Source organism: Yersinia nurmii (assembly GCF_001112925.1).
In the GTDB taxonomy this organism is placed as follows: domain Bacteria; phylum Pseudomonadota; class Gammaproteobacteria; order Enterobacterales; family Enterobacteriaceae; genus Yersinia; species Yersinia nurmii.
On record NZ_CPYD01000015.1, the window covers coordinates 79,940 to 106,436 of the forward strand.

Consider the following 26,497-nt stretch of genomic DNA (forward strand, 5'->3'; position numbering starts at 1 on the left):
TTTATCAAAATCTTACTCTAGCTGGATATAAGTTATGAATTTGATAGCTTATGCGCCATAACTAAAGGTGTGCTGTGATTTCCCCGAAATTTCCGCAGAAAAAAGCATGTAATCTGCATTGAGATATTATTTAAGACCATGAGAAAAATAGAGAATTTTCACCTGCTGTTGATGTTAATCATTCTGGTTGCTGTCGGTCAGATGGCTCAGACCATTTATGTCCCGGTGATTGCTGAAATTGCTCGGGATCTTGCCGCACGCCCCGGAGCCGTACAGCGGGTTATGGCTGCGTATCTGTTGACTTATGGTGCTTCGCAGTTGATTTACGGGCCTTTATCAGACCGTATTGGTCGCCGTCCGGTTATTCTGGCGGGGATGACGATATTTATGCTCGGCACGTTAGGCGCTTTGTTCTCTAATAATTTACCGATGTTGGTGGCGGCCAGCGCTCTGCAAGGGATGGGCACCGGTGTCGCAGGCGTGATGGCGCGTACCATGCCGCGTGATTTATACGCCGGTACTGCGCTGCGCTATGCCAACAGTATGTTGAATATGGGGATTTTGGTCAGCCCGCTATTGGCACCCATTATTGGTGGCGTGTTGGCAAGCTGGTTTGGCTGGCGCGCCTGCTACGCTTTTTTACTCTTATTGTGCAGCGGCGTGGCTTTTTGCATGTTCCGTTGGCTGCCAGAAACGCGCCCTGAACAAGCGGAGAAACCGCGTATGCTGACCAGTTTCTACACCTTGTTATCTGATCGTTCTTTTAGCTGCTACCTGGTGATGCTGATTGGCGCTCTGGCTGGGATTGCGGTGTTTGAAGCCAGTTCCGGTGTATTAATGGGCGGCGTATTGGGGCTCAGCGGCCTGACGGTCAGTATTCTATTTATCTTGCCAATCCCGGCGGCATTTTTCGGGGCTTGGTATGCGGGACGGGAAGGGCGAACCTTCCATAATTTAATGTGGCATTCGGTGATTAGCTGCCTGCTGGCAGGGCTGATGATGTGGATTCCCGGTTGGTTTGGTATCATGAATATCTGGACACTGATCATCCCTGCCGCTTTGTTCTTCTTTGGCGCAGGTATGTTATTCCCGCTGGCAACGACTGGGGCGATGGAACCTTTCCCATATCTGGCGGGTGCCGCAGGTGCTTTGGTTGGAGGTTTGCAGAATATCGGTTCAGGCCTGACAACCTGGCTGTCGGCGATGCTACCGCAGACAGGGCAGTTTAGCCTTGGGTTGCTGATGTTTGCTATGGCGCTGCTGATTTTGCTGTGCTGGTGGCCGCTCTCTCATCGGGTGCAGCGCCAGGAACATATGGTTTAGTGACGTTAAGGGCACTTGTGATTCGGTGCCCTTATCATTTTTACTTAGCTGGATGAATTACAGCAGATATTCGTGCAAGGCTTCGTCTTTACGATCGAGGAAGTGAGTAGAGCGAATGCGGCGTATGGTGCGGGACTTACCGCGAATCAACAGGGTTTCCGTGGTGGCCAGATTCCCTTTACGATAAATACCTTCCAGCAAATCCCCTTTGGTAATACCGGTCGCTGAGAAGATAACGTTATCGTTACGAGCAATATCATCCAGACGCAGTACTTTACCCGCCTCGATGCCCATGCTCAGACAGCGTTCTAGCTCTTGCTCTCCTAAACGACGGTTTTCTTCGTTGTCCCCTTTGACCTCATGACGCGGCAACAAACGCCCTTGCATATCGCCATCCAGTGCGCGAATGACCGCAGCGGAAATAACGCCTTCCGGTGCGCCGCCGACGCAGTACATCACATCCACTTCGCTTTCCGGCATACAGGTTAGGATAGAGGCCGCTACGTCACCGTCAGGAATGGCAAACACTTTGACGCCCATTTGCTGCATTTGGGCAATCACACCGTCGTGGCGCGGCTTAGCCAGCGTAATGACCGTCAGTTCTGATAACGGTTTATTGAGTTTATGGGCGATATTTTTCAGGTTATCAGCCAGTGGTAAATTGAGATCAATTGCGCCTTTAGCTTCGGGGCCGACCACCAGTTTTTCCATATACATATCAGGCGCATGCAAGAAGGTGCCTTTATCACCCACCGCTAAAACAGCCAGAGCGTTAGATTGGCCCATAGCGGTCATGCGGGTACCCTCAATAGGATCAACGGCGATATCTACCGCATCTCCTTCGCCAGTCCCGACATGTTCGCCGATAAACAGCATCGGGGCTTCATCAATTTCCCCTTCGCCGATCACGATCCGGCCATCGATATTGACCTTGTTGAGCATAATGCGCATAGCTCGGACGGCCGCGCCGTCGGCGGCATTTTTGTCACCCCGACCTAACCATTTGTAACCCGCCAAGGCGGCGGCTTCGGTTACGCGGGAGAATTCGATGGCTAATTCACGTTTCATGGCTCGACCTGTTAATTGCAGAATGGGAAAACGGATATAGGGTGGGAATTCTATCACACTGGGGCGTGGCGGCAGGGGCGAAGGGATAAAAAACGCGCTGCCGGGGGGAGCGGCAGCGCGTGATGAGTCATGCATTTACTATTTCAAATTACGGCTTAGGCCGCTGCGATTCGAAACCTGGCGATATTAGTCGTGTTCTTCCCATGCTTGAGCACGGGCCACGGCTTTTTTCCAACCGCTGTAACGGTAGTTACGTTCCGTAGTTTCGATGCTTGGGCGGAATTCCCGTTCAATGGTTGCTTTGCTCTTAACTTCGTCCAGATCGTTCCAAAAACCGATGGCTAAACCTGCGAGGAAAGCGGCGCCCAATGCGGTGCTTTCACGCACGGCAGGACGCTCAACGCGGGTGCCCAGAATATCTGCCTGGAACTGCATCAGGAAGTTATTGGCTACCGCACCGCCGTCTACGCGCAGGGATTGCAGGCGTGTATTGGCATCGGCCTGCATCGCATCCAGCACATCGCGGGTTTGGTAAGCGATAGATTCCAGCGTTGCGCGGATAATGTGGTTGCTGTTCGCGCCGCGAGTCAGACCGAAGATTGCGCCACGGGCATACGGGTCCCAGTAAGGCGCACCCAGTCCGGTGAAGGCTGGCACGACGTAAACGCCGTTGCTGTCTTTCACTTTGGTGGCGAAGTATTCGGAATCGGCGGCATCGCTGATCAGTTTCAATTCGTCACGCAGCCATTGAATGGAAGCCCCGCCGATAAACACCGCCCCTTCCAACGCATAGTTCACTTCGCCTCGTGGACCGCAGGCGATAGTGGTTAACAGGCCGTGATTGGAGCGTACCGCCTCTTTGCCTGTGTTCATTAGCAAGAAGCAGCCTGTGCCATAGGTATTCTTCGCCATGCCAGGTTGTACGCACAGCTGGCCATACAGCGCGGCCTGCTGATCACCAGCGATACCGGCGATTGGAATACGAGTACCGCCTTTACCACCGATGTTGGTTTGCCCATAAATCTCAGAAGAAGAACGGACTTTTGGCAGCATAGCGCGCGGAATATCCAGCACTTCTAGCATGCGTTCATCCCAATCCAACTGATGAATGTTGAACATCATGGTACGAGATGCGTTGGTGAAATCCGTGACGTGTACCCGTCCTTGGGTCATCTTCCACACCAACCATGTGTCCACGGTACCGAATAATAGTTCGCCGCGTTTGGCGCGTTCACGTGCACCTTCCACGTGATCCAGAATCCATTTCACCTTAGTGCCGGAGAAATAGGGATCAACCACCAAGCCGGTATTGTGGCGGATATACTCTTCCAGCCCGTCTTTTTTCAATTTTTCGCAGATTTCTGCGGTGCGACGACATTGCCAGACAATGGCGTTATAAATTGGCTTACCGGTTTCTTTTTCCCACACGATGGTGGTTTCACGCTGGTTGGTGATACCGATACCGGCGATTTGATCGGAACGTATATCGGCTTTTGCCAGCACTTCTACCAGCGTTGAGCTTTGCGTAGCCCAGATTTCCATCGGGTCGTGTTCAACCCAGCCGGCTTTTGGATAAATTTGGGTAAATTCCCGTTGGGAAACGCTCACGATGTTGGCGTCATGATCCAGCACAACGGCGCGGGAGCTGGTGGTGCCTTGGTCGAGAGCAACGATGTATTTTTTTTCAGTATTATTTTCTGTTGTCATAATAATAAGCCTGCTTTAGTTACCGTTTATTCCAGTGTCTGGATTACGCTTTACGTTCGGTGGTGCTAGTGGAAGCCTCTTCTTCTACAACGCAGATGTCACATGGCAAATGGCGGCCAATCAGTGCGCGGTAGCCGAATGCACCTAATAATGCGCCTACTATAGGTCCGAAAATCGGTACCAGGAAGTAAGGAATATCACGTCCGCCCGTGAAGGCGATATCGCCCCAGCCAGCCAGATAAGCAAAGACCTTCGGACCGAAATCACGAGCCGGGTTCAACGCAAAGCCGGTCAATGGCCCCATAGAGGCACCGATAACCGCGATCAGGATACCAATCAGCAGGGGAGCGAGCGGGCCGCGCGGAATGCCGTTGCCGTCGTCGGTTAACGCCAGAATCAGGCACATCAGAATGGCGGTAATTACGGTTTCAACCAAGAAAGCCTGGAAAACGGTGATGTGGGCATTCGGGTAAGTAGAGAAAATGCCTGCCAAATTCAGGCTTTCGCTACTGCCGCGTACCATTTGGTGGGTTTGTTCGAAATCAACAAACAGGCCGTAGTACAGGCCGTAGACTAGAGCTGCACCGCAGAATGCGCCAACAACCTGAGCCACAATGTAAGGAAGGACTTTTTTGCGATCAAAACAGGCAAACAGCCACAAAGCGATAGTGACGGCGGGGTTGAGGTGCGCCCCTGAAATGGCCGCCGTTAGATAAATGGCCATGGCGACGCCCAGGCCCCAGATAATACTGATTTCCCATTGACCGAAACTTGCACCGGCTAATTTTAATGCGGCAACACAGCCAACGCCAAAAAATATCAGCAAAGCGGTGCCAAGAAACTCCGCAATGCACTGGCCTTTTAGGGTCGGACTTGATGTTTGGCTCATAGTGATGTCCTACAGACAGAGAGTTATAGGGTATTTATTGTTTTTTCCCCAAATTCATCCTTGGGGGTTATGTGAATTTATCGTTAACGAGCACAAACGAGAAATAGCGAAATCGAAATCTGTGTGCCTTGTCATAAAAATGAGCGAATTCGCGTAACGCGTGGGTGTTAGTGCTTTCTGAAAGTGTGATCAGACCAGTGCTTTTACTTTCCATTGTTGTAAATATGTAAACTACGACGCGATAACAGGCCGCAGATTTTCAGCATTTGCTGATAGTGGTGCTAGGTAAATTGCGAGAGACTGTGTTTTGTGCCGGTATGTCGCTAGACAGGGGGAGACTGGCTACATACAATCGTTTTAATCAAGCTGCGCCGCTGTTTACGGAGGCGCGTTAAAATACAGCGCTTGTTACCGAGTTTGATGAATATATAGCGCGATGGATATTCGCAGCGGTTGCATCTGCAAAATGCGACTGCTACCAATAGATGTACGCCTTGCGATCATGAGGGGACTAAAGAATGTCATTTGAAGTATTTGAGAAACTGGAAGGTAAAGTTCAGCAGGCGATTGATACCATCACTTTGTTGCAGATGGAAATTGAAGAGCTGAAAGAAAAAAACAACACCCTGTCCCAAGAGGTTCAGGACGCTGCGGGTAACCGTGAAGCATTAGTGCGTGAAAACGAGCAGCTAAAACAAGAACAGCACGTGTGGCAGGATCGTCTGCGCGCACTGCTGGGTAAGATGGAAGAAGTCTGAGGTTATTCTCGGCATCCATAGCGCTGGCAACCGATTAAGCGCAAAAGCAAAAGGGCGATATTCATATCGCCCTTTCTTATAGCATTCGTTTGGTATAACCGAGTCGGTGCTATTCGATATCCAGCGGATCTTCCGACAGAATAATCCCAGTATTATCAGCGTACAGATGATCACCGGAGAAGAAAGTCACGCCGCCGAAGTTCACGCGAATATCGCTTTCGCCGATGCCTTCGCTAGCAGATCCTACCGGAATAGCAGCCATAGCCTGAATACCAATGTCCAGTTCGGCCAGATCGTCTACCTGACGTACGGCACCGTAAACCACAATGCCTTCCCATTCATTCGCGGCCGCTAAGCTAGCCAATTCTGCGTTGACCAGCGCTCGACGCACTGAACCACCTCCGTCGACGACCAGCACGCGCCCACGCCCGTTCTCTTCGAGTAGGCCAAAGAGCAACCCGTTGTCTTCGAAGCATTTTACGGTCGTGATTTGACCACCAAATGAAGTACGTCCGCCAAAATTGGAGAACAGAGCTTCTACCACATTTATCTCTTCATGATAGATGTCACAGAGTTCGGAAGTATCATATTTCATAGGATTAATGTCTGGTTGCGGCTGGGACAGTCAGTATATCCCTTTCTGACTACTGTTGGCAAAATCATCAATTGTTAAACTCTGCCAATCCGCAGGGTTTTTCTGTGAATTGGCAGAAAAAGGCGCATTAGTTAAATACCAGACCAACGGCAAACAGGATATTGGTGAGCAGCGCCGCTTTTACCATATGTTCCAGCATCGGACGCATGCCAGCGGCGGTTGGCTCGCGCAACACATAAATCGCGTGTTTTACCAATAGCGGAATAGCCAGAACAAAGATCCAGCCGGTCCAGCGGTGCAGATAAAGCAGGCTAAACAAGGCCAGGCAGGCAATAGCGGCGGTGATCAATACGGCGTGATAATAACGGGCGTTCTGCGGGCCCAAACGCACGGCGAGAGTATTTTTGCCGTTGACCGCATCGCTTTCGATATCGCGCAGGTTATTAATGTTCAATACCGCAGCGGCCAATAAACCACAGGCGGTAGCCGGTAGCATCACCAGGCTGTCAAAATGGCCCGATTGAAGATAATAGGTTCCAGCTACGCTTAGCCAGCCGAAGAACATGAGTACCGAAATGTCTCCCAGACCCAGATAACCGTAAGGTTTACTACCAATGGTGTAGGTAATGGCGGCGACAATCGCCATCAAGCCGAGTACCAGAAAGCCCAGAATATCGCTCGGTTTTTCACAGGCTACGGCAATCAGCGCTACGCCGGAAATAATGGTGAGAATAACGGTGAGAATTAGCGCTTTCTTCATCTGTTCGCGGGTAATGATGCCTTTTTGCATCCCGCGCAGTGGCCCGATGCGATCTTCGGTATCACTCCCTTTTACCGCGTCGCCGTAGTCATTGGCCAGATTAGATAAAATTTGCAGCATACCGGCAGTAATCAAGGCCAGTAGCGCTACCGCAGGTTTAAAACTGTCGAGCCAATAAGCTAGGGCAGAGCCGGTGACAATAGAGGCAAAAGCCAGTGGTAGAGTCCGTGGCCGCAGGCTTTCTAGCCAGGCTTGGGCTTGGCTGGTAGAAGTTGATGAGCTCATAATTCGCTTCGGTCAGTGTGAGTCCATGTCAGCCAGAGACAAAAAGGGGAGGCCAAGCCTCCCACTTTATCTATCCAGCGGACGCTAATAGAACCGAATTATAGAATAAATCGGCTCAGATCTTCATCTGCTACGAGCTCATCCAGATGATTCCCAACGTATTCAGCATCAATAGTCACGGATGAACCGTTACTTTCGCTGGCATCGAAGGAAATATCTTCCATCAAACGTTCCAGAACGGTATGCAGACGGCGGGCACCGATATTTTCGGTACGCTCATTAACCTGCCATGCGGCTTCTGCGATGCGACGAATACCTTCTGATGTAAAATCGACAGTAACGCCTTCGGTTGCCATCAGCGCTTTGTACTGCTCGGTCAGAGAAGCGCTAGGCTCGGTCAGAATGCGTTCAAAATCTTCGGTGGTCAGTGCCTGTAGCTCTACGCGGATTGGCAGACGACCTTGAAGCTCAGGAATTAAATCTGACGGGCTGGCAACCTGGAAAGCACCGGAAGCGATGAACAGAATATGATCGGTTTTCACCATACCGTGCTTGGTCGAAACGGTACAGCCTTCAACCAGCGGCAACAGGTCACGCTGCACACCTTCGCGGGAGACATCCGGGCCGGAGGTTTCGCCACGCTTACAGATTTTATCGATCTCATCCACGAACACGATACCGTGCTGTTCAACGGCATCGATAGCCTGCTGTTTCAGCTCTTCCGGATTAACCAGTTTGGCCGCTTCTTCTTCAATCAACAGCTTGAATGCTTCTTTAATTTTGACTTTACGCGGTTTTTGTTTCTGACCGGCCATGTTCTGGAACATGGATTGCAGCTGGTTGGTCATTTCTTCCATGCCAGGAGGCGCCATGATTTCAACGCCCATCGGTGCGGCAGCCAGATCGATTTCGATTTCTTTATCGTCCAACTGACCTTCACGCAGCTTTTTGCGGAATGCCTGACGAGTAGCTGAAGGCTCCTGAGATTCGTCAACCTGGCCCCAGTTGTTTTTAGCCGGTGGAATCAGCACATCCAGAATACGTTCTTCCGCCAGTTCTTCAGCGCGGTAACGGTTTTTCTCAATGGATTGATGACGCACCATTTTCACGGCCGCGTCGGTCAGATCGCGGATAATAGAGTCCACTTCTTTACCAACATAGCCAACTTCGGTGAATTTGGTGGCTTCAACTTTGATAAACGGTGCGTTCGCCAGTTTTGCCAGACGACGGGCAATTTCGGTTTTACCAACGCCGGTTGGGCCGATCATCAGAATGTTTTTTGGGGTAACTTCATGGCGCAGCTCTTCGTTAAGCTGCATACGACGCCAGCGGTTACGCAGGGCGATCGCCACTGCGCGCTTAGCTTTGTCCTGGCCAATGATATAGCTATCAAGCTCACTGACGATTTCGCGTGGGGTCATCTCAGACATATATTCTATCCTTACGCCTTGTAAGTTAATTCTTCAATAGTTTGGAAGCGGTTGGTATAGATACAAATATCCCCCGCAATACTCAGTGATTTCTCAACGATATCCCGAGCACCTAATTCTGTGTTTTCCAGTAGCGCGCGCGCAGCGGATTGAGCGTATGGCCCACCGGAGCCGATAGCGATCAGATCATCTTCTGGCTGCACGACGTCACCGTTACCGGTGATGATAAGCGAAGCGGTTTCATCCGCGACTGCCAGCAGTGCTTCGAGTTTGCGCAGCATGCGGTCAGTACGCCAGTCTTTGGCTAACTCAACGGCGGCCTTGGTCAAATGACCCTGATGCATTTCCAGTTTGCGCTCAAAGAGTTCAAATAAAGTGAAAGCGTCAGCGGTGCCACCTGCAAAACCGGCAATGACCTTATTGTTATATAGGCGGCGAACTTTTTTAGCGTTCCCTTTCATCACGGTATTGCCCAGAGTGACCTGACCATCACCACCAATTACTACATGGCCATTTCGGCGTACACTTACAATTGTTGTCACGAGCGAACCCTCGTTGCAGACGGAATGAGCCCCCGCATTGTGTCGTTCAACACAACGCGGGGCATATTGAGATTATAAATGGGGGGGGATTGATACTTTTCAACCCCCAATAGAGAGGGGAATACAGCTTGATACACCTGCGCCTTTCAATCGTTGCTGCATTTTATCTGCCGCAGGGCGGGTGCTATAAGGCCCCAGAACCACGCGATTCCAACCGCCACCGGTAGTAATCCGGCTCTCAATACCTTCAAATGCCAGCTGCGCGCGCACTGATTCGGCCTGATCCATTGCTTTGAAGGAACCACACTGCAACATCCAGCGCTGAGTTTTTTCTTTTTCCTTCTCTTTTCCCGGCTTCGGTGGCGTTACCGCCGGAGTAACCGGAGCTGGATTAGACGGCAACATCCGCTGCTGTGCTGGCGGAGCCGTTACCGGCGCGGTCTGGCGCGGTTGGTTAACCGGTTGCTGAATCTGCTGCTGCACATCCACCGGCGGCTTGATTGTCACCTGAGAACGAGGAACCTGAGTGGCATCGTTATAAGGCACTTCCGACAGTTGTGTCGGTTGTTGCCGCATATCGGCCTGCATTTGTTCTAATAATTGACGCTGTTCGTTGGTTAACTGGGTTTTTGCATCGATGCCGCCACCAGCAGAAGGTTCGGTTGGCGTTGTTACACCAATCTGACGATTTTCCAGTTCTTTGATATATCTCCAACGTTCTTCCGGCTTAGGCGGTAATCCATTGCCCGTGCGCGGATCATGGCTGGGTAACAGCGGGAGTTCACCCGGTTTGTTATGAGTAATGAAATAGAGGCCACCAACGAATACCACCAGCAGGGCGCCGGCTAGCGCCACTAGGGTTTTCGATATTCTTGGAGCACTGCTTTTCTTCTTGCTGGTGCTCTTGCGCCGCGCTCCTGAGCGCCCTCGGCTTACATAATCTCTTTGTGCCACTATCGTTTCGCTGCGTTTTGATGTTGGAGTAAGTCAGCCATGTTACTTAACCCTATAATATTTGCCTAGCTTTTAGGCTTACAGGTACTGTTTCGAATGATTAATTCGCTATCTAACAGTCGGGAACCGCTTTGAACGTTATTCCCTTGTAGCTGTTCCAGTAATAGTAACATGGCTTGCTGACCAATTTGGTAGCGAGGTTGTGCCACCGTGGTCAATGGCGGATCGCAGTATTGTGACAGTTTGAGATCGTCAAAACCAACCAGTGATACATCTTCGGGAATATGAATCCCCATCTTCTTTGCTTGCCAGATAGCGCCGATCGCCATGACGTCGTTGTGGCAGAAAATTGCCGTTGGTGGTTTCGGCAGTGACATCAGTTCGGCAAAGGCTTCGGCACCGGCTTCATAGCTGAAATCGCCCCGCAAAATATAATCTTGCTCAATGGCAATGCCATTACGGCGCAGCGCTTGTACGTAGCCCTGCAAGCGATAATGGCTCAGCGGCATAGTCTCTGGCCCGGCGATGGTGGCAATGCGCGTATGGCCCAACTGATGCAGATAATGTACGGCTTCAAAAGCGGCGGTTAGGTTATCGATATGAACCGTCGGCAGCTCCAGCTCTGGCGCGAATTCGTTGGCCATCACCATCGGCGGAAGGTTACGTTGTTCTTCTTTACTGGCATCAAAAGGCAGGTTGGAACCGAGTAACAGCATTCCATCAATCTGTTTGGTAATAATCAAATTGACGAAAGTGCGTTCCTGCTGGGTTTGCTGCGCGCAGTCGCCAATTAACACCAGATAACCCTGTTGAGCGGCGGTTTGTTCAATACCTTGAACAATGTCGGCAAAAAAGGGATCGCTGATGTCCGGCACAATGACCAGAATAGTGCGCGACTCGTTGCGTTTGATATTTCGAGATAAGGCATGGGGGGAATAACCCACGGCGAGGACGGCTTGCTCCACTTTCTGTCGCGTCATGGTCGAGACTTTTTCTGGATTCATTAATGCCCGGGAAACCGTCGCGGTTGAAACTCCGGCCATTTCAGCAACGTCTTTCATGGTCGCCATACTGAATTCTTTCTTATGTTCCAACGCCTTTCTCCTTGCTCTGGCTCCGAGCCAGCACCAACGCTTTGAGATAGTTTGTTACCAATAGCACGGAATATTAATGCTTTATCGCACGCGAATGGGATTCCCGATCGACGAGATGATTTTCGTTCCAAGCCGAGTGGTCTCGGTAAAATTAATGCCTTACGTCATTCTATACAGATAGTGAGGTCAATTTGTTACCTAATTTGCATGAAAAATGTGACCTAAGTAGTTTTTTTCGATATGCCTCGCAGATCACACCGTAAACGTTTGCCTTGTAACCCCACCCATATCTATTAATTAACAAGCTAAAGACTAACTGTCTATGGGATCGACGTCTAAAGTCCACTTAACTTTCCTTGCCTGAGGCAAAGTATTAATTAGCGGTTGGCTGGTTTTTATCAATTTTTGTAGAAACTGACGGGAGGGATGCTGGAGCAGGAGTTGCCAGCGGAAACGCCCACCGCGTTTGGCCTGTAGCGCCGGTACTGGCCCCATAATCCACAGAGCATCATCTTTCATCGGACTGGCTTCCAGTAGATTGCGTAGCTGTTGTAGGAACAGCGCTGACTGTCGATTATCGTGATCTTCGCTGCGTACAATAATATGGCTGGTGTAAGGCGGCAGAAAAACGCTTTGGCGCTCCGCCAGAGCCTGTTTAGCAAAATCATCGTAGCCGCGTTGCAGCAGGGTTTGCAGTAAGGGGTGTTCCGGATGATGGGTTTGCAGGATCACTTCGCCTTTTTTGCCTGCTCGTCCGGCTCGACCAGAAACCTGTGTATACAGTTGGGCAAAACGTTCGGCTGAGCGGAAATCGGCGGAGAACAGCGCGCCGTCCACATCAAGTAATGCCACCAGTGTGACATCGGGAAAATGGTGGCCCTTAGCCAGCATTTGCGTACCGATCAGAATACGCGCACCACCCTGATGTACCTCGGCCAAAGCCTGTTCCAATGAGCCTTTACGGCTGGTGGTATCGCGATCGATTCGGGTGATCGGCACATCTGGGAACAGCGGTGCCAGCTCATTTTCCAACTGTTCGGTCCCTACGCCAACGGAAACCATATGGGTCGAGCCGCAGTGAGGGCACTGATGAGGCACCGGACGCTGGCTGTCACAGTGGTGACACCGCAGCTGACGCTGATTCTGATGCAAAGTGTAATAGTGATCGCAACGCTGGCATTCGGCGATCCAACCGCATTCGTGGCACAGCAACGCTGGAGCATAACCGCGGCGGTTAAGGAACAGGATCACCTGATTATCAGCTTTAAGATGATCTTTCATGCGCTGTAATAACGGCTGTGAAAGGCCCACTTTGAGCGGCAGACCCTTTAAATCCAGCAAATGCTGCGTCGCCGGTTTGGCATTACCGGCACGCTTAGTCAGGGTTAACTGACGATATTTACCCAGTTGAACGTTATGCAGGGTTTCTAGCGCGGGCGTGGCAGAACCCATCACAATGGGAATATTTTCTTCGCGGGCGCGAAACACGGCTAAATCTCGTGCGTGGTAACGCCAGCCGTCCTGTTGCTTATAGGAACTGTCGTGTTCTTCGTCGATAATAATGACGCCGAGGCGAGAAAATGGCGTAAACAGCGCAGAACGCGTGCCAATAACGATGGCCGATTCGCCGTTACGCGCCCGCAACCAAACGGATAAACGTTCGCTATCGTTTAAGCCGGAATGCAGTACTTCCACCGGTGCAGTAAAGCGTTCGCGGAATCTGGCGATGGTTTGCGGTGTCAGGCCAATCTCTGGCACCAGAATCAATGCCTGACGCCCTTGTGCCAGAATATTTTCCAGCACGCTCAGGTAAACTTCGGTTTTACCTGAGCCGGTGACGCCAGCCAGCAGCCAGGCGGCAAACTGAGTATCTTCGCTGCGAATTGCACCCACGGCGGTGGCCTGCTCGGTATTGAGGCGCAGCCGGTCGCCCAGTACTTCAAAATGGGTACGCCAATCGGTGGTTGCTGGTTCCTGCGCCCGGAGATCGATTAATCCTTTGGTGCGTAACGCCTGCAAGGCGCTTTCTGTCAGAGCGAGTTCATTGACCTGATGGCGATAAATCGGTTTTTGTAGCAGTGCGGCCAGAGCCTGCTGTTGTTTAGGGGCGCGCTTCAGACTTTCCGGCGGCGTAGCCCGGCCTTGTTCGGTAGCAAACCATTGCCATAGTGGTGCGGATTGGGCTGGTTTCCCCTGTCGTAGCAATATTGGCAGAGCGTGAAACAGCACTTCTCCAATGGGATAGTGATAGTAATCCGCAGCCCAGCGCAAAATACGCCACAGGCTTGGTGGGAATAAACTTTCATGATCCAGAATTTCTTCGATAGGTTTGAGCTGCTCAAGAGGGAAATCGCTGGTTTCGCTAAGACCCACCACGATTCCGATAGCCTTGCGTTTGCCGAAGGTGACGCTAACGCGCCCGCCGATCGCCGGGCTGCTCATATTACTGCCTAAACGGTAGTCGAATGAGCGTGCAAGCGGTACCGGCAATGCAACTTGAACAACGGACATGACACCATCCTGGATAAAAAAAGATTGAACAGTTTACACTGTGTGATTCACAATGTGCGGATTCGATTGCGAGGGCTGCTCAAATTCTGTATGATTCGCCGCCTTTGATATAATCCGATATCAAATCCTATTATCAACTACGTGTGGTGTCTGGCGGAACAGGGCTGGATAGCGACACGGCCTAAATTAGAGGTTTCCCATGCAAAAAGGTATCCACCCTAAATACGAATTGGTTACTGCATCTTGTTCTTGCGGTAACGTAATCAAGATCAACTCTACCGTTGGTCATGACCTGAATCTGGACGTGTGTGGCGAATGCCATCCGTTCTACACTGGCAAGCAGCGTGATGTTGCTACCGGTGGCCGTGTTGACCGCTTCAACAAGCGTTTCAGCGTGCCGGGTGCTAAGAAGTAATCTCTGCCCGTCAGACGAAAAAGGCGCTTTTAGCGCCTTTTTTCATTTCTGCTTCTCAATAATCATCAATCTGCCTAAATACTGTGTATATCGCAGGAGCCAGCTCTGCTAATCAGTCATTCCATATAAATCATGTCCTGACGTAGGATAAAGCCGCCTGCTGCGGACAGAAGGCGACTATTGCCGATAGGTCGATAGATTGTCTCGATAGCATATTACCCGCTGTTTTGGGTATGACTGCGAAATCAATATTCCCAAGTGTCGGGATCAACGCCCAGTTCACGCATAATAATCTTCGCTGCTTCAGGAATTTCATCACTGCGTTCTTTACGCAGATCTTCATCATTCGGCAACGGCTGCCCAGTAAAGGCATGCAGGAATGCTTCGCACAGTAATTCACTGTTGGTCGCATGGCGCAGGTTATTCACCTGGCGTCGGGTCCGCTCATCGGTGAGGATTTTTAATACCTTCAGAGGAATGGATACCGTAATTTTTTTGACTTGTTCGCTCTTCTTGCCGTGTTCAGCGTAAGGGCTGACATACTCGCCGTTCCACTCAGCCATGGGACACCTTAAATTTGTCGGAAAAATACAAAATTCTGAAAACCGGCCAATTATGCCCGATCTTCCGTGTTCTCACTAAATAAATGTCGGTTTTACTCGACCAGAGTCACTGAAAGGACGCAATTTGCCCGTGATCAATAGACTCAACCTTTTGCTTAATACCCTGATTGTTGCGCGGGGTATAGCTGAAATCAGCGTGACATCATAATGATACTTAAAGTTGCTATAATTTTAGCGGGTATTATTCCATTGCTCAATCTATACGCAAAGAAGTTTAGATGTCCAGATGTATTGACGTCCATTCGTTGTGCGTCTAATCTGACGTAACATTTTTAGCGTCCCGGCAGGCAGAAACCAATATGACACGTAAACAGGCAACAATAGCAGTCCGTAGCGGGTTGAATGATGACGAGCAATATGGCTGCGTTGTTCCGCCGATTCACCTTTCCAGTACCTATAATTTTATCGATTTTAATCAGCCCAGAGCGCACGATTATTCCCGACGCGGTAACCCGACGCGCGACGTGGTACAGCGGGCTCTGGCTGAGCTGGAAGGCGGAGCGGGAGCGGTTATGACCGGCTCCGGTATGTCTGCGATTCATTTGGTATGCACGACGCTATTGCAGCCGGGCGATTTACTGGTTGCGCCTCATGACTGCTACGGCGGTAGCTATCGTCTGTTTGATAGTCTGAGTAAGCGTGGTGCCTATCGGGTGCTGTTTGTCGATCAAGGGGATGAAGCGGCGTTAAAATGTGCGCTGGCGGAAAAACCCAAGCTGGTACTGATTGAGACCCCAAGTAACCCATTATTGCGGGTGGTCGATATTGCAGCCATCTGCCAGGCGGCGCAAGCCGTGGGGGCGCTGACCGTGGTGGATAACACCTTCCTTAGCCCGGTATTACAGCAACCGTTGGCGCTGGGTGCCGATTTGGTAATCCATTCCTGCACCAAATATCTCAACGGACACTCGGACGTGGTTGCTGGCGCGGTGATTGCCAAAGACCCCGCGCTGGCGGTAGAGCTGGCGTGGTGGGCGAATAATATTGGCGTGACAGGCGCGGCGTTCGACAGTTATTTGTTATTACGTGGTCTGCGAACGCTTTCACCGCGAATGGCTCAACAGCAGCGCAACGCGGATGACATTGTTGGTTATTTACAACAGCAGCCTTTAGTGAAAAAGCTGTATCATCCTTCTCTGCCACAACATCCCGGCCACGAAATTGCCTGTCGCCAACAGTCTGGCTTCGGTGCGATGCTCAGTTTTGAACTGGATGGAGATGAACAGGTGCTGCGCCGCTTCCTTTCTGCTTTGGAGTTATTCACATTGGCAGAGTCATTAGGTGGCGTGGAAAGCCTGATTTCCCATGCCGCTACCATGACTCACGCGGGTATGGCGGCGGAAGCAAGGACTGCTGCGGGTATCACCGACAGCTTGTTACGCATTTCCGTGGGTATTGAAGACAGCGAAGATTTGATTGCCGATCTGGAAAATGCCTTCCGGTTGGCGGTAACGAGGTAAGCATGAATGCAATAGCGGTAGCAGGGGCGGTAACTGGTCGTCAACTGCATAAATTTGGTGGTAGCAGCCTTGCTGACGTGAAGTGTTACCTGCGAGTGGCCGAAATTATGGCCAACTACAGTAAACCGGGTGATTTAATGGTGGTATCTGCCGCAGGCAGTACGACCAACCAATTGATAAACTGGCTAAAACTAAGCCAAAGCGATCGTTTATCTGCGCATCAGGTGCAGCAAGCGCTGCGTCGCTATCAGCAGGATTTGATTAATGGATTATTGCCGCCGGAGGCCGCCGAACCGTTGATTGCATCCTTTATTCAGGATCTAGAGCGTCTGGCTGGATTATTGGATAATCGCGTTGACGATGCTATTTATGCCGAAGTGGTTGGCCATGGAGAAATCTGGTCAGCGCGCCTGATGTCGGCGGTACTGCGAAAGCAAGATATGGATGCCACTTGGCTGGATGCGCGTAGGTTCCTGCGGGCAGAGCGGGCGGCACAGCCACAGATCGACGAAGGGCGATCTTATCCGTTGCTGCAGCAGTTGTTGGCGCAACATCCTCATCAACGTTTAGTGGTCACCGGTTTTATCTCGCGTAATGATGCTGGTGAAACCGTACTTCTTGGTCGTAATGGCAGTGACTATTCGGCAACTCAGGTTGGGGCTTTGGCCGCCGCCGAGCGCGTAACCATCTGGAGTGACGTCGCTGGTGTATACAGCGCCGATCCGCGCAAAGTTAAAGATGCCTGTTTGTTGCCGTTGTTGCGTTTGGATGAAGCCAGCGAGCTGGCGCGTCTGGCTGCGCCGGTATTGCATACGCGTACTTTGCAGCCGGTTTCTGGTAGTGATATCGATTTGCAGCTGCGCTGTAGCTACCAGCCGGAGCAAGGCTCCACTCGCATTGAACGCGTGCTGGCATCAGGCACCGGTGCGAAAATAGTGACCAGTCATGATGATGTCTGCCTGATTGAATTGCAGATAGCCAGCCACCACGATTTCTCGCTGGCGCAAAAAGAGATAGACCTGCTGCTGAAGCGCTCACAAATCAAGCCGTTAGCTACGGGTATTCATCCCGATCGTAACCTATTGCAGCTTTGTTATACCTCAGAAGTCGTCAATAGCGCCCTGCGGGTGTTGGAAGACGCCACATTGCCGGGAAAATTATCGCTACGGGAAGGTTTGGCACTGGTGGCATTAGTGGGCGCAGGCGTTTGCAAGAATCCGTTGCACAGCCATCGTTTCTATCAACAGCTTAAAGATCAGCCGGTTGAATTTATCTGGCAGGCAGAAGACGGTATCAGCATCGTTGCGGTACTGCGTCTGGGGCCAACTGAACATTTGATTCAAGGCCTGCACCAGACTCTGTTCCGAGCGGAAAAACGTATCGGGCTGATGCTGTTTGGCAAAGGTAATATTGGTGCTCGCTGGCTGGAGCTTTTTGCTCGCGAACAAAAAAACATTTCAGCTCGTAGCGGATTCGAATTTGTACTGGCAGGTGTGGTTGATAGCCGCCGCAGCTTACTGAGTTACGACGGGCTGGATGCCAGTCGCACCTTGGCTTTCTACGATGATGAAGCCAAAGAGCAGGATGAAGAGTCACTTTTCCTGTGGATGCGTGCGCATCCATTCGATGATTTGGTGGTATTGGATGTTACGGCCAGCCAGTCGCTGGCGGAGCAATATCTGGACTTTGCCAGCTATGGTTTCCACGTGATTAGCGCCAATAAACTGGCGGGCGCATCCAGCAGCAATACTTATCGACAGATTCGCGATGCTTTCGCCAAAACGGGTCGTCATTGGTTGTACAACGCCACCGTGGGTGCCGGTTTGCCGGTCAACCATACGGTGCGGGATCTGCGCGATAGTGGTGACAGCATTCTGGCAATTAGCGGCATTTTCTCCGGTACTTTATCTTGGCTGTTCCTACAGTTTGACGGCACAGTGCCTTTCACCGAGCTGGTGGATCAGGCGTGGCAGCAAGGATTAACCGAACCCGATCCGCGCGTCGATCTTTCCGGTCAGGATGTCATGCGCAAACTGGTGATTCTGGCTCGCGAAGCGGGTTACGACATCGAACCTAATCAAGTGCGGGTCGAGTCACTGGTGCCCGCAGGTACTGAGACAGGTTCTGTCGATCAATTCTTCGAAAATGGCGAAGCGTTAAATCAGCAAATGATTCAGCGTCTGGAAGCGGCTAACGAAATGGGGCTGGTATTACGCTACGTCGCGCGTTTTGACGCCAATGGTAAAGCGCGAGTTGGTGTGGAAGCCGTTCGACCTGAACATCCGCTGGCCTCGTTATTGCCATGCGATAATGTGTTTGCCATTGAAAGTCGTTGGTATCGTGACAATCCATTGGTGATTCGCGGGCCGGGAGCGGGGCGAGACGTAACCGCCGGCGCTATCCAGTCCGATTTGAACCGTTTATCTCAGCTGTTGTAATCGTACTTCTGGCAGGTCGTTATTCAGAATTTCTATCTGACTAGCGGCCTGCTATTCATACCAATCTTCTGTTATTCCCCCTCTCCACCGCGGCTCATTTCGAGCATATTTTCCCGTGTTTATCCACATGAATTTCCTGCGTGTACCGAGTGAAGATTAATCATCGGGCTAAACTGATATAAGCGTTGACTCTAGCGATAAGATCGGTCATTTTCTATCTAGACGTCTAAACGTATGGACGCTTAGAATGGTAAATGCGGAGAAACTAAACCGCAATATCGATAACGATGGGTGACGAGGTAGACAGGGTATGAGTTTTTTTCACGCAAACCAGCGGGAAGCGCTGAATCAGAGTCTGGCAGAGTTGCAGGGTCAGATTAACGTCTCTTTCGAGTTTTTCCCGCCGCGTACCAGCGAGATGGAAGACACCCTGTGGAGCTCGATTGACCGCTTAAGCACTCTAAAACCTAAATTTGTTTCAGTGACTTACGGCGCCAACTCCGGTGAGCGCGATCGTACTCACAGCATTATTAAAGACATTAAAGAGCGTACCGGTCTGGATGCTGCTCCGCATTTGACCTGCATTGACGCTTCGGCGGGTGAGCTGCGTGAGATTGCGCAGGATTACTGGCGCAATGGCATTCGTCATATTGTGGCGTTACGCGGTGATTTGCCTGAGGGCAGCGGTAAGCCGGAAATGTATGCTACCGATCTGGTTGCTTTGCTGAAAGACGTCGGCGATTTTGATATTTCCGTGGCGGCTTATCCGGAAGTACATCCAGAGGCTAAGAGCGCTCAGGCGGATTTGATTAATCTTAAGCGTAAGATTGATGCCGGTGCTAACCGTGCCATTACTCAGTTTTTCTTCGACGTAGAAAGTTACCTGCGTTTTCGCGATCGCTGTGTGGCGACGGGAATTGACGTAGAAATCGTGCCGGGAATTTTGCCGGTATCCAACTTTAAACAGTTACAGCGCTTTGCCACCATGACCAATGTGCGCGTTCCTCATTGGATGACCAGCGTATTTGAAGGGTTGGATAACGACCCTGAGACGCGCAAAATGCTGGGCGCTTCTATTGCTATGGATATGGTGAAAATTCTGAGCCGCGAAGGAGTGAAGGATTTCCATTTCTATACCCTGAATCGGGCAGAAATGAGCTACGCCATTTGCCATACTCTGGGTGTTAGGCCTTAACTTATTATCGGCATTATAGATTTCAACATACAAAAGGGGCTAATTAGCCCCTTTGTCGTATTTACGATAGCGATTCCGCTATTTCATCATGTGAGGGATGGCTCCCCCATCAGAAACTAGCCGGTATTACGCATACCTGCGGCGACGCCAGCAATCGTCACCATCAACGCCTGTTCAACGCGCGCATCCGGATGTTCCTGCTGACGGGAACGGTGCAGTAATTCCGCCTGCAGCACGTTCAATGGATCGGTATAAACGTTGCGTAACGCAATAGATTCGGCAATCCACGGCAAATCGGCCATCAAATGATCGTCATTGGCGATGGTTAACACCACGTTAATATCGGCGGCGAGCTGATCGCGCAATTGCTTACCTAACGGCCAGAGCTTTTTGTCTACCAAACGCTGATCGTAATATTCAGCCAGCCACAGATCGGCTTTAGCGAAGACCATTTCCAGCATGCCGATACGGGTGGAGAAGAATGGCCAATCGCGGCACATGGTTGCCAACTCTTCCTGTTTTCCTGCATCAATGGCTTTTTGCAAACCAGCACCGGCACCCAGCCAGGCTGGCAGCATCAGGCGGTTTTGCGTCCAGGCGAAAATCCACGGAATGGCGCGCAGACTTTCCACACCGCCGTTCGGGCGGCGTTTCGCTGGGCGAGAACCTAACGGCAATTTGCCCAATTCCAGTTCCGGCGTTGCTGCACGGAAATAAGGCACAAAGTCAGGATTTTCACGAATATAGCCGCGATACATATCGCAGGATGCCTCAGACAGCAGATCCATGACTTCAACCCACTCTTTCTTCGGCTCCGGCGGTGGCAATAGGTTGGCTTCCAAGATCGCCCCGGCGTACAGCGCCAGACTGCTGATGGTGACTTCAGGTAAACCGAATTTAAAGCGAATCATTTCGCCTTGCTCGGTTACGCGCAGGCCACCTTTCAGGCTGCCCGGAGGCTGAGAGAGCAACGCCGCATGAGCAGGTGCGCCACCGCGACCGATAGAACCACCGCGGCCGTGGAACAGCGTCAAAGCGACACCGGCTTTCTCACAGGTTTTAATTAAGGCATCTTGGGCACGATACTGCGCCCACGAAGCGGCCATGACGCCTGCGTCTTTGGCAGAATCGGAATAACCGATCATAACCATCTGTTTGCCCTGAATTAGGCCGCGATACCAGTCAATGCTTAGCAACTGTTTCATCACGTCATCGGCGTTATTCAGATCGTCGAGTGTTTCAAACAGCGGCGCAACCGGCAGAGTGAATGGACAACCGGCTTCTTTCAGTAGCAAATGCACGGCCAGTACGTCAGAAGGGACTTTCGCCATAGAAATCACGTAAGCGGCGATGGAGCCTTCCGGCGCTTCGGCGATGACCCGACAGGTTTCCAGTACTTCCTGAGTCTCAGCACTTGGCTCCCACTTTAATGGCACCAGCGGGCGCTTGGAGTTCAGTTCGCGAATCAGGAACGCCTGTTTATCTGATTCTGACCAGCTTTCATAATCACCCAGACCCAAATAGCGAGTCAGTTCGGCAATAGCATCAGTGTGACGGGTACTTTCTTGACGAACGTCGATACGTACCAGCGGCACGCCGAAGCAGCGCACGCGGCGTAGCGTATCCAGCAACTGTCCGTTGGCGATAATTTCCATCCCGCAGGCTTTTAGCGATTGATAGCTGGCATACAACGGTTCCCACAGCTGTTCATTGCTGATCAACAGATCTTCCGGTGGTAATACACGCTCGCCTTTCAGGCGGCCTTCCAGATAAGTCTGGGTGTTGATTAGCTGGGCACGAATTCGTTTCATCAATTCGCGATAAGGTTCCAGCACCTCTTCGCCGCCGGCCAGTTTGCGTAGTTCCGGCGTACATTCTGACATCGACAGCTCGGAAACCAACACCTGGATATCGCGCAGGAACAGATCGGTCGCTTTCCAGCGGCTCAGTAGCAGAACGTGGCGGGTGACTTCGGCGGTAACGTTCGGGTTGCCGTCGCGGTCGCCGCCCATCCATGAGGTAAAGCGAATCGGTACCGCTTCCACCGGCAGTCGATAATCGAGAGAATTTTCTAACTGCTCATTGAATTCCCGCAGGAAAGCCGGAACCCCTTCCCACAGGCTGTTTTCAACAACGGCAAAACCCCATTTGGCCTCGTCGATAGGTGACGGACGTAATTTGCGAATTTCGTCGGTATGCCAGGATTGTGCGACTAACTGCCGTAAACGGCGCATGATCTTGTTGCGTTCGTAATCAGCTAAATCATTATGATCCAACTGGCTCAGGCACGTATTCACTTCGACCAGTTTATGAATCAGAGTACGGCGGGTAATTTCGGTTGGATGTGCAGTAAGAACCAGTTCTATGGACAGTTCATCCACCGCTTTGCACATATCCTTATTGCTCAGATTCTTATCTTTCAGACGGTTAAACAGCTGGGCCAAGGCTTCTGGATTACTTGCTGCTTCGCCATGAGGCGAAATGCTGTGGTATTGCTCAGCGGTGTTCGTCAGATTAAGAAACTGGCTAAACGCACGAGCGACGGGCAATAACTCGTCGTTAGAAAGGTTTTGCAGCGTTGAAAGCAGCTCCTGACGGTGCGCTTCATTACCGGCTCGTGAAGATTTAGATAACTTACGAATGGTTTCTACCCGGTCAAGGATGTGCTCGCCCAGCGCTTCCTTAATTGTGTCTCCGAGTAGTGTGCCGAGCATACTGACGTTACTTCGCATTGCGGAATATTGTTCGTTCATATGACCCCTGACCCATATATACCCTGCGTATTTGAGGCGACAGACATGTTGGTTACGCTTACTCATCTGAATGGCTGACCAGAGTCAGCTCATCGGATGCGTTTGTTGGCCACTTGTCTATAACCCAATAATTAGGGGTATAACCTTTTATGGTTTCTTTTTGTAAATTAATTTCACCCAAGAGGCTGAGACTGATTACGAATCTCGCCGCGTTCAATTCCAATAACCCAATTGACACTATTTTTAGCAAAAAAACATCAAAATTGGGGGTATTTCTGAAATTTAATTACTGGTCGCAGGTTATCAGTCTGGCTAATCATCGATATTGATCGAAATGGGTTATCCGTGGATGGGCGGTTATCTCCCATCCACTTTTTTATCTGATAACACGTGCTTAGCTGAAAACACATGCGTTCGGGCAGTTTTCTTACTGCTGGCAGAAGTGATCGACCAACTGGGAAATCAGCTGGCGGGTGGGTTCAATAAACGCGGTGTCGATATATTCATCTGGCTGATGTGCCTGATTAATCGAGCCGGGGCCAAGCACCAGCGTCGGGCATACCTGCTGAATAAACGGCGCTTCGGTGCAGTAATTCACCACCTCGGTACGGCTGCCCAGCAGTTTCTCAATCACCGCCACCATATGGTGATCGGTTGGGCATTCGTAACCCGGAATCGGTGGGTGTAGCTCGTCGATGGTCAAGCGGCCCGGCCAGCGTTGGCTCACTGGCGCCAGCGCTTCATTCATCAATTCGCTTAAATCGCTCAGCGTCAGCCCTGGCAGCGGGCGAATGTCCATATGTAATTCACAGCAGGCACAAATACGGTTTGCTGCGTCACCGCCGTTGATATGACCGAAGTTCATGGTGGGGTAGGGAATATTGAAGGCTGGATTGTTGTAACGCTCCTGCAATGTGTTGCGTAGCGCCATCAAATGGGTGATGGATTCATGCATCAGGTCTATGGCGTTGACGCCGCGCGCCGGATCGCTGGAGTGACCGGACTGACCCACGATGCGAATAGCGCTAGAAATATGGCCTTTATGGGCACGCACGGGTTTCAGCGAGGTTGGCTCGCCGATAATGGCAAAGTCGGGGCGTAGTTGAGTGGAAGCCGCAAAATAACGCGCTCCGGCCATCGTAGTTTCTTCATCAGCGGTAGCCAGAATATACAGCGGTTTGGTCAGCTTACTGACGTCGATATCGCGCACCGCATCCAGAATAAAGGCAAAGAAGCCTTTCATATCCGCAGTACCTAAACCGTACAGCTTGTTGTCATGTTCGCTCAAAGTGAACGGATCGCGCGTCCAGCGGCCTTCATCGTAAGGTACGGTATCGGTATGACCCGCCAGTAGTAGCCCGCCGCTGCCTTCACCAATGCTGGCCAGCAGGTTGAATTTGTTGCGGGATTCTGGCACTGGCTGGATTTCCACGCGAAAACCTAATTCGCTAAACCATTCGGCCAACAAGTTGATTAACGCTTCATTACTTTGATCCAGAGCGCTATCGGTTGCGCTAATAGAGGGCGTTGCGATTAATGCCCGGTACAGCTCAATAAATGGAGGTAATTTCATCTTCACTGTTGACAGCCTTTGGTTAGGGTAGTATCAATATTCATGCAGTTATTGTGAATAACTATTTGAATGAAAATACAGCAAGCATGAGCGTAAGGGAACCAGAAACGCCCTTGAATTTACGAAAATGTCAATGCTCAATCGCGTAGGGAAACAGTAAAAACTTGCTGATAAACCCTGCAACTCGTTTTGCGTACTTATGTACAGTTAGTCAGAAGGTGAACTGAATCCATGTTGAATACGCTGATTGTTGGTGCCAGCGGTTATGCCGGAGCTGAACTTACGGCTTACCTGAATCGTCACCCACATATGAACATAACCGGTTTAACGGTTTCAGCGCAAAGTACAGATGCAGGAAAATTGCTTTCCGATCTGCACCCGCAGTTAAAAGGCATCATCGATTTACCGCTGCAACCCTTGGTTGATGTGGCTCAGGCTGCGAAAAACGTGGATGTGGTGTTTCTGGCAACCGCTCATGAAGTTAGCCATGATTTGGCCCCGCAATTTCTAGCCGCTGGCTGCGTAGTATTCGATTTGTCCGGCGCGTATCGCGTACAGGACCCTGATTTCTATACCACTTATTACGGTTTTGAACATCAGCATGCCGAATGGCTGGATCAGGCAGTTTACGGCCTGGCGGAATGGCAGGCGGATAAAATTAAACAGGCTCAGTTGGTTGCCGTGCCGGGTTGTTATCCCACGGCATCCCAGCTGGCGTTAAAGCCTCTGGTAGAAAACGGTTTGCTGAATCAGGAACAGTGGCCAGTGATTAATGCGGTAAGCGGTGTGAGCGGCGCGGGGCGTAAAGCCAGCGTTGGCAACAGCTTCTGTGAAGTCAGTTTGCAGCCTTACGGCTTGTTTACGCATCGTCATCAACCTGAAATTGTGGCTCATTTGGGTATGCCGGTCATTTTCACTCCGCATCTGGGGAATTTTGCCCGCGGCATTCTGGCTACCATTACCTGTCGCCTAAAAGCTGGCGTCACCGCACAGGATATCGCCGAGGCCTATCACAACGCCTATCAGGATAAACCTCTGGTACGTTTATATCAGCAGGGCGTTCCCGCGCTGAAAGCCGTGGTTGGGTTACCGTTTTGCGATATCGGCTTCTCGGTTCAGGGCGAGCATCTGATTGTGGTCGCGACGGAAGATAACCTGCTGAAAGGTGCGGCAGCTCAGGCCGTTCAGTGCATGAATATACGCTTTGGTTTCCCGGAAACTCAGGCTTTGCTTTAATCAGGGACGGTAGCGAAATTCTCCCGCAACGTATTTTCGCTCACCCCTATATTTTTAAGACGCAATTGAGGCGCAGACCATGATGAATCCGTTAGTCATTAAATTAGGTGGGGTGTTATTAGACAGCGAAGAGGCGTTGGAGCGCCTGTTTAATGCCTTGGTAACTTACCGCGAAAAGCATCAGCGTCCGCTGGTCATTATGCATGGCGGCGGCTGTCTGGTAGACGACTTGATGAAAAAGCTGACTCTGCCGGTCGTGAAGAAAAATGGCCTGCGGGTGACGCCAGCAGACCAGATCGACATCATCACCGGCGCGCTGGCGGGGACTGCCAATAAAACCCTGTTAGCTTGGGCGGTGAAACATCATATTGCCGCCGTTGGCCTGTGTTTGGGCGATGGTAATACGGTCACCGTTACGACGCTGGATGCGGAGTTAGGTCACGTTGGACGTGCTCAACCGGGTTCAGCGACGTTAGTACAAACCTTACTGGCTGCTAACTACATGCCAATCATTAGCTCTATCGGTATTACCGCCGATGGCGAGCTAATGAATGTGAATGCGGATCAGGCGGCAACCGCGCTGGCGGCTACCTTAGGCGCGGATTTGATCCTGTTGTCTGATGTCAGCGGCATTCTGGATGGCAAAGGGCAACGCATTGCCGAAATGACGGCGCAAAAAGCAGAACAACTGATTGCTCAGGGCATTATCACTGACGGTATGGTAGTGAAAGTGAACGCGGCGTTGGATGCAGCTCGTTCACTGGGGCGCCCGGTGGATATTGCCAGCTGGCGTCATGCTGACCAGCTTCCTGCTCTGTTTAACGGTGTACCGATAGGTACACGTATTCTGGCCTGAGCTTCGTCGCTCTGGTGATTACAGATTCTTCT

21 protein-coding genes are annotated in these 26,497 nt (G+C 51.1%); 8 read left to right on the forward strand and 13 right to left on the reverse strand.

Annotated features, from left to right (window positions below; genetic code table 11):
- The first annotated feature begins 138 nt into the window (after nucleotides 1-138).
- Nucleotides 139-1,323, forward strand: a complete 1,185-nt coding sequence (gene emrD, locus AD970_RS16590; RefSeq protein WP_049601559.1) for a multidrug efflux MFS transporter EmrD — start codon at nucleotides 139-141, stop codon at nucleotides 1,321-1,323.
- A 57-nt stretch (nucleotides 1,324-1,380) separates the two neighbouring features.
- Here emrD and glpX read toward each other — a convergent pair whose 3' ends face one another.
- The 3 genes from glpX to AD970_RS16605 all read right to left on the reverse strand — a co-directional run bounded on the left by glpX (nucleotide 1,381) and on the right by AD970_RS16605 (nucleotide 4,987).
- Complete coding sequence (gene glpX, locus AD970_RS16595) at nucleotides 1,381-2,391, reverse strand: class II fructose-bisphosphatase (RefSeq protein ID WP_049601561.1); 1,011 nt, start codon at nucleotides 2,389-2,391, stop codon at nucleotides 1,381-1,383.
- Nucleotides 2,392-2,577: 186 nt separating this feature from the next.
- Nucleotides 2,578-4,098 carry a glycerol kinase GlpK gene (gene glpK / locus AD970_RS16600; protein WP_049601565.1) on the reverse strand — a complete coding sequence of 507 codons (1,521 nt, stop codon included), beginning with the start codon at nucleotides 4,096-4,098 and terminating at the stop codon, nucleotides 2,578-2,580.
- Nucleotides 4,099-4,141: 43 nt separating this feature from the next.
- Nucleotides 4,142-4,987, reverse strand: a complete 846-nt coding sequence (locus tag AD970_RS16605) for an MIP/aquaporin family protein (protein WP_049601568.1) — start codon at nucleotides 4,985-4,987, stop codon at nucleotides 4,142-4,144.
- Nucleotides 4,988-5,505: 518 nt separating this feature from the next.
- Here AD970_RS16605 and zapB point away from each other — a divergent pair.
- Nucleotides 5,506-5,745 (forward strand): septal ring assembly protein ZapB, encoded by a 240-nt coding sequence (gene zapB / locus AD970_RS16610; protein WP_049601572.1) that lies wholly within the window; start codon nucleotides 5,506-5,508, stop codon nucleotides 5,743-5,745.
- A gap of 109 nt (nucleotides 5,746-5,854) precedes the next feature.
- Here zapB and rraA read toward each other — a convergent pair whose 3' ends face one another.
- The 7 genes from rraA to priA all read right to left on the reverse strand — a co-directional run bounded on the left by rraA (nucleotide 5,855) and on the right by priA (nucleotide 13,916).
- Nucleotides 5,855-6,340 (reverse strand): ribonuclease E activity regulator RraA, encoded by a 486-nt coding sequence (gene rraA, locus AD970_RS16615; RefSeq protein ID WP_049601574.1) that lies wholly within the window; start codon nucleotides 6,338-6,340, stop codon nucleotides 5,855-5,857.
- Between the two features lie 127 nt (nucleotides 6,341-6,467).
- Nucleotides 6,468-7,385: a 1,4-dihydroxy-2-naphthoate polyprenyltransferase gene (locus AD970_RS16620; RefSeq protein WP_049601577.1), complete on the reverse strand. Its 918-nt coding sequence runs from the start codon at nucleotides 7,383-7,385 to the stop codon at nucleotides 6,468-6,470.
- A 98-nt stretch (nucleotides 7,386-7,483) separates the two neighbouring features.
- A complete protein-coding gene (hslU, locus tag AD970_RS16625; RefSeq protein ID WP_049601578.1) occupies nucleotides 7,484-8,815 on the reverse strand; it encodes an HslU--HslV peptidase ATPase subunit in 1,332 nt (443 codons plus the stop codon).
- An 11-nt stretch (nucleotides 8,816-8,826) separates the two neighbouring features.
- Nucleotides 8,827-9,357 carry an ATP-dependent protease subunit HslV gene (gene hslV / locus AD970_RS16630; protein ID WP_004719528.1) on the reverse strand — a complete coding sequence of 177 codons (531 nt, stop codon included), beginning with the start codon at nucleotides 9,355-9,357 and terminating at the stop codon, nucleotides 8,827-8,829.
- Nucleotides 9,358-9,456: 99 nt separating this feature from the next.
- Complete coding sequence (gene ftsN, locus AD970_RS16635; RefSeq protein WP_049601582.1) at nucleotides 9,457-10,311, reverse strand: cell division protein FtsN; 855 nt, start codon at nucleotides 10,309-10,311, stop codon at nucleotides 9,457-9,459.
- Nucleotides 10,312-10,376: 65 nt separating this feature from the next.
- Nucleotides 10,377-11,405 (reverse strand): DNA-binding transcriptional regulator CytR, encoded by a 1,029-nt coding sequence (cytR, locus tag AD970_RS16640; protein WP_049601585.1) that lies wholly within the window; start codon nucleotides 11,403-11,405, stop codon nucleotides 10,377-10,379.
- Between the two features lie 312 nt (nucleotides 11,406-11,717).
- Nucleotides 11,718-13,916 carry a primosomal protein N' gene (priA, locus tag AD970_RS16645; RefSeq protein ID WP_049601588.1) on the reverse strand — a complete coding sequence of 733 codons (2,199 nt, stop codon included), beginning with the start codon at nucleotides 13,914-13,916 and terminating at the stop codon, nucleotides 11,718-11,720.
- A gap of 199 nt (nucleotides 13,917-14,115) precedes the next feature.
- Between priA and rpmE the strand changes: the two genes are divergently transcribed.
- Nucleotides 14,116-14,331, forward strand: coding sequence for a 50S ribosomal protein L31 (gene rpmE / locus AD970_RS16650; protein WP_049601591.1), 216 nt, complete (start codon nucleotides 14,116-14,118; stop codon nucleotides 14,329-14,331).
- A 245-nt stretch (nucleotides 14,332-14,576) separates the two neighbouring features.
- On the opposite strand, the gene metJ is transcribed toward rpmE, so the two are convergent.
- Nucleotides 14,577-14,894, reverse strand: a complete 318-nt coding sequence (gene metJ / locus AD970_RS16655) for a met regulon transcriptional regulator MetJ (RefSeq protein WP_049601594.1) — start codon at nucleotides 14,892-14,894, stop codon at nucleotides 14,577-14,579.
- 359 nt (nucleotides 14,895-15,253) lie between these two features.
- Between metJ and metB the strand changes: the two genes are divergently transcribed.
- The 3 genes from metB to metF all read left to right on the forward strand — a co-directional run bounded on the left by metB (nucleotide 15,254) and on the right by metF (nucleotide 20,047).
- Nucleotides 15,254-16,414, forward strand: a complete 1,161-nt coding sequence (gene metB, locus AD970_RS16660) for a cystathionine gamma-synthase (protein WP_049601598.1) — start codon at nucleotides 15,254-15,256, stop codon at nucleotides 16,412-16,414.
- A gap of 2 nt (nucleotides 16,415-16,416) precedes the next feature.
- Nucleotides 16,417-18,852, forward strand: coding sequence for a bifunctional aspartate kinase/homoserine dehydrogenase II (locus AD970_RS16665; RefSeq protein WP_049601600.1), 2,436 nt, complete (start codon nucleotides 16,417-16,419; stop codon nucleotides 18,850-18,852).
- A gap of 310 nt (nucleotides 18,853-19,162) precedes the next feature.
- Nucleotides 19,163-20,047 (forward strand): methylenetetrahydrofolate reductase, encoded by an 885-nt coding sequence (gene metF / locus AD970_RS16670; protein WP_049601603.1) that lies wholly within the window; start codon nucleotides 19,163-19,165, stop codon nucleotides 20,045-20,047.
- Nucleotides 20,048-20,163: 116 nt separating this feature from the next.
- Here metF and ppc read toward each other — a convergent pair whose 3' ends face one another.
- Together ppc and argE are read right to left on the reverse strand one after the other, a co-directional pair.
- On the reverse strand, nucleotides 20,164-22,800 hold the full coding sequence (gene ppc / locus AD970_RS16675; RefSeq protein ID WP_049601606.1) for a phosphoenolpyruvate carboxylase: 2,637 nt from the start codon (nucleotides 22,798-22,800) through the stop codon (nucleotides 20,164-20,166).
- A 427-nt stretch (nucleotides 22,801-23,227) separates the two neighbouring features.
- The gene (argE, locus tag AD970_RS16680) at nucleotides 23,228-24,373 is read right to left on the reverse strand and encodes an acetylornithine deacetylase (RefSeq protein WP_049601609.1); all 1,146 of its coding nucleotides are present in this window, start codon (nucleotides 24,371-24,373) and stop codon (nucleotides 23,228-23,230) included.
- A 231-nt stretch (nucleotides 24,374-24,604) separates the two neighbouring features.
- On the opposite strand from argE, the gene argC reads away from it, so the two are divergent.
- Both argC and argB read left to right on the forward strand, forming a co-directional pair.
- Nucleotides 24,605-25,609 (forward strand): N-acetyl-gamma-glutamyl-phosphate reductase, encoded by a 1,005-nt coding sequence (gene argC / locus AD970_RS16685; RefSeq protein WP_049601610.1) that lies wholly within the window; start codon nucleotides 24,605-24,607, stop codon nucleotides 25,607-25,609.
- A 79-nt stretch (nucleotides 25,610-25,688) separates the two neighbouring features.
- Nucleotides 25,689-26,465, forward strand: coding sequence for an acetylglutamate kinase (argB, locus tag AD970_RS16690; RefSeq protein WP_209429087.1), 777 nt, complete (start codon nucleotides 25,689-25,691; stop codon nucleotides 26,463-26,465).
- Nucleotides 26,466-26,497 lie beyond the last annotated feature (32 nt).